Raw genomic sequence first — 8,111 nt, 5'->3', positions numbered from 1 at the left:
TGGAAGGTGATTTTACTGTACCAAAGAAGGACATTGCGTTCAAGGGCTTTGTTCACTTTATAGTAAGGCTTTACTATTTGTTCACAATGGCTACAGAGCTTCCTGCTAAGTAGCTACCAGTATACTCGCCGTTATCTTTGCTTATCGAAATGACAAAATCAGGCCAATTAGTTGTCGGCCTGCTGACCGATCAATTCAAGACGGTATCATGAAAGCATCCGATAAAAAGAAATTCGTTATCCGCGAAACGTACCGCATTGTTTTGCCAAAGTAGGCTCGGGTGATGGCCGATTATTAATGACTTTCCAGCCAGCGGGTAAAATAGAAGAGTTTTTCCAAGGAGTAAGCGAAGGGGCACTTAAAACGATGAGTGAAGCTGAACAGGATAAATTTCGAGAGGAGCATGGTTTTAAACGAGTATGTCCTCCCAATCAACCAGTTAAAAAAGTAGCGTTGATGGCTAGTAGAGACAGATAGTTGTACTTTATTTATTTGCCTCTTTTATCACTTTTTTTAGATTTCTTTTTTTAGTCTATTAACATATCCGTAGTGGCTGTTGCAAAAGGGTGGAATGAGGACAAAGTGTCTGGTTAGTCAGCCAATTTCTGGTTACTGAATGCCAAAGAATGGCTTATTTAGGGAGCCATGAAAAGTGAGTTTCGACTTTTGCAACAGCCACGGCACTTATACAACAGGATAAATTAAATATTGGTAAAAATCATGAAAATAAAATACCTTGTTTGGCTTCGTAACATAGTGCTTATACTCTTAGTGGGGAGACTGGTCTACTATTTAGTTCAGAGATTTTACTACGGTCTTGCTGTCGAATTCGGCTCAGTAGGCACCACCGCTTCTATTGGAGCTTTGATTTTGTTGCAGTATGTAATAGGCAAGCAAACAGAAAAAAAGTGATCTGTTCCACTACTCGTCTGTTACCATCTTGGCGACGAACAGACGGTTTCAAATTTTATTCTCTTGACATAAAAGTAGTTATAAAACGAGTCTCTAAAAAGTACAATGCCTGACTACTTTAATTAGTGATCAGGCATTGTACTTTTTAGAGAAATCTATTTGTTGGGATGGCCTGTTTTCTTTACGTCTCTTATCAGAAAGAAGATTGCGCCAATGAGTGCTACTGCATATAAAGGGTCTAGCAATGGCCTTTTAAATTGTAGAGTTTCAAAGTTAAAATCTCGAAACAAAGACAGAGCTAGAACGAAGGTTGTGACCGCAAAGACTGCGAAGGTGGATCTCATTTTTTGTGTTGTATAAGTGCCACTATGTTAGGTAATCAGCTTTGTTCTCTCACTATCTTGAGAGTTGATCGTGAACCTTCGTGCAATAACCGCTTACCTAATCGATTTGCCATTAATGTTTGGTTGCTCAATCTGAACCCCGACCGCTTGCAGACAGCTCACCGCAATCTGGTTGTTCAATCGTTTTAACTGATCTCGATTAGCCGCCCAGCTACGCTTTGGTAAGCCTGCCTCTATTGACTTAAAAAGTTGCTTAGCCAACTCATCACTTTTCGCCAAACTATCCATGATCGCTTTATGGGTGGAATAATAGAGCCGGAGGCGGTTCTTCATATCGCCATAGCCCTCGTCAACGGAGCCTCCATACCTTTTTTTGTAAGATGGATACGTTTGAGCCTCATTCATAACGGCTGTGTAGATATAGCTCTTTTCCAAAAATTGATCAACCAGCCTGATTCGGATGTCCTTATCCCGCTCCGACACAGCTGCGCTAGCCTGCGATTCAGCCGCATTAGCTTGTTTCGTTATTGCCCCTTGAATCGGATTTAGCAGTAAAGACGTTGCCAAAAGGCCCACCCCGGTTAGTAAGGCCGTTCGAAGCGTTTCAAGCCAAAATGTTTTTAGATAGCTCCATTTAGGGGGCGGGGTAATTGAAAGAAGGGAGTCAGCGCGATCGATAACGGGTTGGCTTTGAGCTAAATTTAGCTGATTGGCCATTCGCTTTTCAAATTCAGTTGCCGATAGTGAGCCCGCTCTACGGAGTTGGATGAGCTGTTCTAATTCAGCAAGCGTATTGTCATTCATAAAGGGAAGGGTTAACGGTTTCCAGGCAAATGGACCATTGAACTTAACTTAGCTTCTCCATGCCCAAGTTTGAATTAGCTCATTTTTGCTCATATAGGCGTAACTGGTGGGTAAGAAATTAGCATTAAGCGAAATAAAGTTCTGGTTACACTTATTCGTGTTGTTTCATAAACCACCCCTGTGGTAGATTAGTCGATTAGTTAAACATAACACCGGGTTTGTTCAACACCAAACGGATGCTCATTCTCCCCAATATCACTCGGGGCCTGAGGCGCTGGGTAAGCTGACCAATCAATTCATTAACCGCGATGCGCTTCTACTGGTGGCACACGTAGCCATGACTGGTTAAGTTATTAAGTTTTGACTTTGGGCAGATGGGCAAGCGGCCCTGATGCTTAGTGCCGCTCCAGGAGGTGGCGGCACTGGCCGATCGTCCAGCTGAATCCCTGGATTTGGATACCCAACTTGATGGCGGGTCATAGCGCCGGTCTCGCCCGGATCATGCCAATAGCAAACCTAGGGCGCTGAATCTAGCGTTGTATTAAAGCACAGAGTCCTACGTGGGCACATCAAACAACGGTTACTAATTGGTAGTTTTCTGACTGACCAACTTAACTCTAGATCCAGCCATGCAAAATCAAATTGCGTCCTATTTACCCAGCCCGAGTCCTGTCATCCTGATTGTGTATCAGAAAGAGCCGTATCAATACGTGGCCGTTTTTGTGAATCAAACCCGGCAGCAGGCCGAAGACATGTTTAAGCAAAAGTACAACCTTGAGTCAGTGGAAAGATGTGAAGTAAAAGAATACGAGAATGTTGAAAGCTACTCGGTCACTGAAGACGGTGATCTGCTGGTAAACGGCAGCTACAAGTAGAAAAACCTGTACGATTAATGCAGGTATAGGTGAACGGTTTAGGTTCGTATGCTAGGGATTGCATAGGAAAGTCTTCTAAAATAGATGTCCACTTATCAAAGCGATTTGCTGGACGAAATCAAGCTTATAGCTTTTTGCACTATTAGGTGATTAAGTTAATAGTGCAAAAAGCATTTAGAGTTTTTCAAAATTGTATATTTCCGGTAGATTACTTTTAAAACTGTTTCATTGTCGATAATATAGTTGCTAACGAGGCGAATACTTACCCCATTGTTTTACAAACTCATCTATTGCCGTCAAAATGATACTTAGATTAGTGAGATGGTAATTTGAGATTATTAAATGTATCAGGTATTTACCATTCACCGGATTATACCGTCGTCTCACAAATCGCTGCTTATCATTCACTCCGTACACGGCAGGCAGTCTCAACACGGTGGTCTCCCAATCCAGCTTTAGCACACCTCACCAGGGGTAGGTTGTGGTAGCAGTTAGGTAGCTGACCGAGCTCAATCAAGCCCGCCGAATGGTTGGGTCGGTTTACTCCCACAAAATAGATTCTATTTATCGAGATGACTATATCGTTCTTTAATGATAGTAAAATGATGAAGTTGATGCCCAATGATATTGAAACCCATGGCCAAAACAGACATTTGGTATTTGTAAAATTTACAATTTGTAACTAATATTTGGTGATTGAATGTGTCAAACATGGCTTTTGTGGCTAAACGCACGGCACGAAGTTCAGCCATTAGTTGTTCAATCGGCAACTCATCAGCGTTTGAATTATCGGCCATCGCCTTATCATCGTTCCCATCAGGAATTGATCCTTCATTGCGAGCAAAAACTAGGGTACGATAGCACCAAATACGTTCCCAATCAGTCAGATGTTGTATTATTTTATTAGTAGACCATTTCCCATCTGCATAAACCTTCAGACCGATCCGTTGCAGTTGTTGAATGTCCATATCATCAATCTGTTTCAAACTTTTGTCGAAAGCCTCGGCAAGTTCTATATTCTGGTTTAAGTTAATATAGTAATCAAAATACTCTGGGAATTCAGTAATGTCTGATTTTTTCATAATTGACATTTAGTTGTGCTTTCATGTACTATAGGAATAATAGGCTATTATTCCTACTGTTTGCTAACCCAATTTTTTTGCCTACTACTTACACTGCTGACTTACTGTTGCCATTTGCTCAGTTCAACTTGGTTGCGTATGCGACTCACTGAACCGCGATGGCGACGGTCAAGTCGCTGCGGGCCACTTGACCGTTAAAGAAGTAAGTGTCTTATAAAAACGCTCCTCAAAGTGAAACAAAGAAGGAACCACGTATCTACTTCTCAAATGGGGCGTCCATGTAAACACTTGTATACGGGTCTGACGGCCGCCCCACTTATATAACCGCGTTGACATAACTGATTCTATCGCTAAGTAGCCGGTTATTTTTTCGGCTTATCGGCGGGGGATGAGCGAGTACTACTCTGGGTTTGTAAAGCCACTAATTTTTTTCGCGTTGCTGATGCCTCTTTCAGCGAAAGCGCTTTCTGGTAATTGGCGATGGCACCGAGGGTGTCTTTTTGGGCCACCAAGTAATCGCCATACGAGTCATAGGCGTTGAAACTGGCGGGGTAATTGGCCACATTGAGTTTGAACAGACTTTCGGCTTTTTTAAACTTCTGCTGGGATACCATGTAAGTACCCAGTTCATTGACCAGACTTTCCGGGGGCTTCACTTCATAGCCCAACTGCCGGGTGGCGGCCCTAAAATGGGCTGTCAGTTTATCGGCTAACCCGGTATTGTCTTCCTCATAGTCTGGGTCGGTCAGCTTTAATCGGTAGGCAGCAAAAATGAAATGCAGCGCGTCATATTCGGTGATGAGTGGCACCGAGCTATGGTCATCGAAGCCGTAGTATTTCCCCTGGTAGCGTAAGCCGGTTTGTCCATTGGCCTTCAGTAAACGATCCAGGGCTAAGATGGAGCGAATGTGTTTGGTCGAGCCACTCGTATCGGCCTGTACCCGCAAGGTATCCATCGTCGACTCCATCGTATTGGCGATACCGACAAACAGGGTTTTGCCCGCATACTGCTGGCTGGCAATGACCTGCTGAGCGGTATGGAGCAGTTGTTGATTCGCCCACCACATACTCGGGTCGATGGCCACGTAGGCGTTGAACAGGTTGGGGTGATGAATGAGCGTGTTGATGACCAGCAGCCCACCCAGCGAATGGCCGATGAACACGTTGTAGGGCTCAGTGGGATACAAAGAGTCAATGTGAGGCATTAGTTCGCGTTCGATGAAGGCGGTGAATTGCTCCCCTCCGCCCGAGTTCTTGAGTCTTGAACTGTCGGCAGCCGATGGAATCATGCCGCCCCCGGTGTGGGGGTCAGATCCCGCAGCCGGTTGGTAGTAAGAATACCCACCACGATCATCTCGGGGCAAATCGTATTGCCATTGACGGTGCTTAGTTGGTGGATCATGCCCACCACCGAGGGAAAGTGGTTATCGCCATCCAGCAGATAGACGACCGGATACCGTCGTTTGGATGATGCTTCCTGTCGATAACTGTCTGGGACATGCACCCATAGTTTACGCTTCTCCTGGAGAATTTTTGAGGCCAGGCTGTCAATCTGACCGATGACAATTTGGGTAGTTGATTGGGATCGTGTTAGCAGGGGTAAGAGGACAGACAGGGTCAGTAGAAACCATTTTTTCATTGAGTTCAGGGAAGCGGATGATTGATGGCGTAAAGGGACACAAGACAACGCATAAAAGAACAAAGACCCATTGGAAGGACGATAAGGGGCAACTACAACCGTTTATATTACAGTACGTTAGCCCTATTCATAGACGGGTTGTATAACCAGCTAAAGCTAAAGCTAACGTTTAGCTAAAGTACGAAAAGCGGTAAACTAATTGCTCATGGATTATTCGTCTCACTGAACGCCCCTCCTTGAGACAGAGAAACGTTCATAATCATGCATGGTAATTGGTTGGTCTTCACCTAACTAGTGTCCGCGTCGCGAAGGATCATACAGCCGCTCATCAATCTCGAATACTTCCGACCTGACGACTTGACAACGGGAAAACAGTTCGTGGCGGGGGTTGATCAAGTAGTTGGCCATGATGGGTACCACCGAACTAGGCACCTGGACGACTAAGCGGTCCGGCCTTTGCAGCCAATCCACTAGAAAGGTTTGAGAGGACAGGGGGCCACTACCAGTGGCGCGCCAATCAGCAGGCAGGTCCTGCTCTTGAAAAGAACGTATCGAGTCCGGCACCTCAATGGTGACTAAGTAATACTGAGGTATGTGTTTAGGATTAAGATGCACCATCACTTCCAGCAAACTTAAGGCTGGGGATTCAGTGGTGTACAGCAGCGATAGCCCCTTGGGGTTCCAACGGCCGCCATACAAGGAAGCTCCTTGTCCAGACAGGGGCTCATGACGATAAGCGGCCTGTAGTAAACGGTAAACCAACATGTAATCAGGTGGGTAATTCGAGGAGAGTGTTAGTAGAAGATGCCGTGCTCAATCCGGCCTAACACATCATTGACTTGGGTGAAACCGGCAATGGTCGTTAGCGTTTGTAACGGTGTACGACCATCTAACTCCCCTAGTGGATAGCGCAGCCAGTCCCGCAAGGCCTCCTCATCGTCAGCGTACACCCGAAGGCCATGCTGGACAACTTGCTGGAGTAACTCTACCCGTTCGGCCGTGGGTCCGCTCAAAGCAGTTTGGTGCCGTAATCGGTGTAGGGTACTTTCCGAGAGCTGCAACAGAGGAGCTAATTCTTTCAGGGTAACGCCGAGTTGTTGAGCTAACTGGTTAAGCCGTGCATCCAGTCCGTTGGGTTTAATTTGAACAGGTCGTTTGGCTCGCAGTCCCATTAGGTGGGGGGCTAAGTGCTGATTGGTTTTCATAGCTGCAGTTATCAGTTGACAATTATACAACAATCAGTTGACAATTGCAAGTTCCCCTTTGATGGCGTAGGGATCTTGACTAAGCAATTCTGAGACAGTTGGGCCGTATGCTACGAATAATGGTTGATAGCTTTTAAAAGTAATCGTCCCATAAAACCCCCTTATCGTTTGACACTCGTTACATGCCCAAAAGGGCATTTTGCTTTTCTGAATTCGAATACCTATAGACGTCCGTCAACTGGTGAACAGAGTTGCTAACTAGGGGCCAACAGTTAATCAAAATCGGCCTTGAAAATGGTACTTTACCCGTAGAGTTGAACTAAATACATTTTTTTATTCCCTTTCCAATATTTTGTACTTTTCATAGTAATCGTTCAAAAAAAGCAACCTTTACGTGAACGGTTTCAGATGTGAATGATGACTGAACGATTAAATCAGTCGTTTAAAGGCGATACCCCCTTTCTGAAGAGGTTAATGGTATCATTCTTTTTGTTAGCCTTACAACCTGATAATTATGTACCTTCAAGACCAACAACCTGCTTCATAGATCGAAAATAGATTTCTCACACTCACGTCAAATACGTGAGATAGATACTACTATATCATGAAGTTAGGTTACGCCCGCGTCTCTACACAAGATCAAAACCTGGCGCTTCAGCTTGATGCTCTTAATGCAGCAGGCTGCTCGAAGATCTTTCAGGAGAAAGCCAGTGGGTCTGAAACCGAACGGCCTGAATTGACCAGGCTACTCGAAATCATCCGGGAGGGGGACACCTTGATGATTTGGAAGCTGGATCGACTGGGCCGTTCCCTGAATCACTTGATCGAGATAGTGACTAAGTTGGAGCAACAACACATTGGCTTAGTCAGTTTGAACGACCCGATTGACACCACTACGGCTCAAGGTCGGCTCGTTTTTCGCATTTTTGCCAGTCTGGCTGAGTTTGAAAGGGAAGTAATTCGGGAACGGACTTTGGCCGGCTTGGCCTCCGCCCGTCGACGAGGTCAACTCTTAGGCCGTCGTAAAGGGTTATCCAAAACCGGTGAGCAGAAAGCCCGCCTTGGTGAAAGTCTCTACAAAGAGGCCAAGTACCCGGTTGAACAAATCGCCCGCGAGTTACACATCTCCAAAACCACCCTGTATAAGTATCTCCGTTTACGCGGGGTCGAAATTGGCGCTTCAGTTGAAACCACAGTTACCACAACGTAGAAAATTGTAGATGGATTCTGTTGGACATTCATCAAATGAA

General features: G+C 45.1%; 8 protein-coding genes. 2 read left to right on the top strand and 6 right to left on the bottom strand.

Features of this window, described 5'->3' with window-relative positions:
* Window positions 1-1,349: 1,349 nt before the first annotated feature.
* On the bottom strand, window positions 1,350-2,060 hold the full coding sequence (locus ACYVHB_RS31150) for a hypothetical protein (RefSeq protein ID WP_461055949.1): 711 nt from the start codon (window positions 2,058-2,060) through the stop codon (window positions 1,350-1,352).
* A gap of 629 nt (window positions 2,061-2,689) precedes the next feature.
* Between ACYVHB_RS31150 and ACYVHB_RS31145 the strand changes: the two genes are divergently transcribed.
* Window positions 2,690-2,935, top strand: a complete 246-nt coding sequence (locus ACYVHB_RS31145; RefSeq protein WP_461055948.1) for a hypothetical protein — start codon at window positions 2,690-2,692, stop codon at window positions 2,933-2,935.
* 560 nt (window positions 2,936-3,495) lie between these two features.
* Here ACYVHB_RS31145 and ACYVHB_RS31140 read toward each other — a convergent pair.
* The 5 genes from ACYVHB_RS31140 to ACYVHB_RS31120 all read right to left on the bottom strand — a co-directional run bounded on the left by ACYVHB_RS31140 (window position 3,496) and on the right by ACYVHB_RS31120 (window position 6,861).
* Entirely contained in the window at window positions 3,496-4,017 is a 522-nt protein-coding gene (locus ACYVHB_RS31140) for a DinB family protein (protein WP_461055947.1), read from the bottom strand.
* 362 nt (window positions 4,018-4,379) lie between these two features.
* Window positions 4,380-5,306, bottom strand: coding sequence for an alpha/beta hydrolase-fold protein (locus tag ACYVHB_RS31135; protein ID WP_461055946.1), 927 nt, complete (start codon window positions 5,304-5,306; stop codon window positions 4,380-4,382).
* Complete coding sequence (locus ACYVHB_RS31130) at window positions 5,303-5,656, bottom strand: alpha/beta hydrolase-fold protein (protein ID WP_461055945.1); 354 nt, start codon at window positions 5,654-5,656, stop codon at window positions 5,303-5,305. Before ACYVHB_RS31130 ends, ACYVHB_RS31135 begins: the two co-directional genes overlap by 4 nt.
* Before the next feature lie 291 nt (window positions 5,657-5,947).
* Window positions 5,948-6,421: an RES family NAD+ phosphorylase gene (locus ACYVHB_RS31125; RefSeq protein WP_461055944.1), complete on the bottom strand. Its 474-nt coding sequence runs from the start codon at window positions 6,419-6,421 to the stop codon at window positions 5,948-5,950.
* 29 nt (window positions 6,422-6,450) lie between these two features.
* On the bottom strand, window positions 6,451-6,861 hold the full coding sequence (locus tag ACYVHB_RS31120) for an antitoxin Xre/MbcA/ParS toxin-binding domain-containing protein (protein ID WP_461055943.1): 411 nt from the start codon (window positions 6,859-6,861) through the stop codon (window positions 6,451-6,453).
* A 604-nt stretch (window positions 6,862-7,465) separates the two neighbouring features.
* On the opposite strand from ACYVHB_RS31120, the gene ACYVHB_RS31115 reads away from it, so the two are divergent.
* Window positions 7,466-8,071 carry a recombinase family protein gene (locus ACYVHB_RS31115; protein WP_461055942.1) on the top strand — a complete coding sequence of 202 codons (606 nt, stop codon included), beginning with the start codon at window positions 7,466-7,468 and terminating at the stop codon, window positions 8,069-8,071.
* The last annotated feature ends 40 nt before the right edge of the window (window positions 8,072-8,111 follow it).

It is taken from the genome of Spirosoma arcticum (assembly GCF_054779955.1).
The sequence above is the reverse complement of the archived record's forward strand: the minus strand, read 5'-3'. Positions and strand labels throughout refer to the sequence as shown.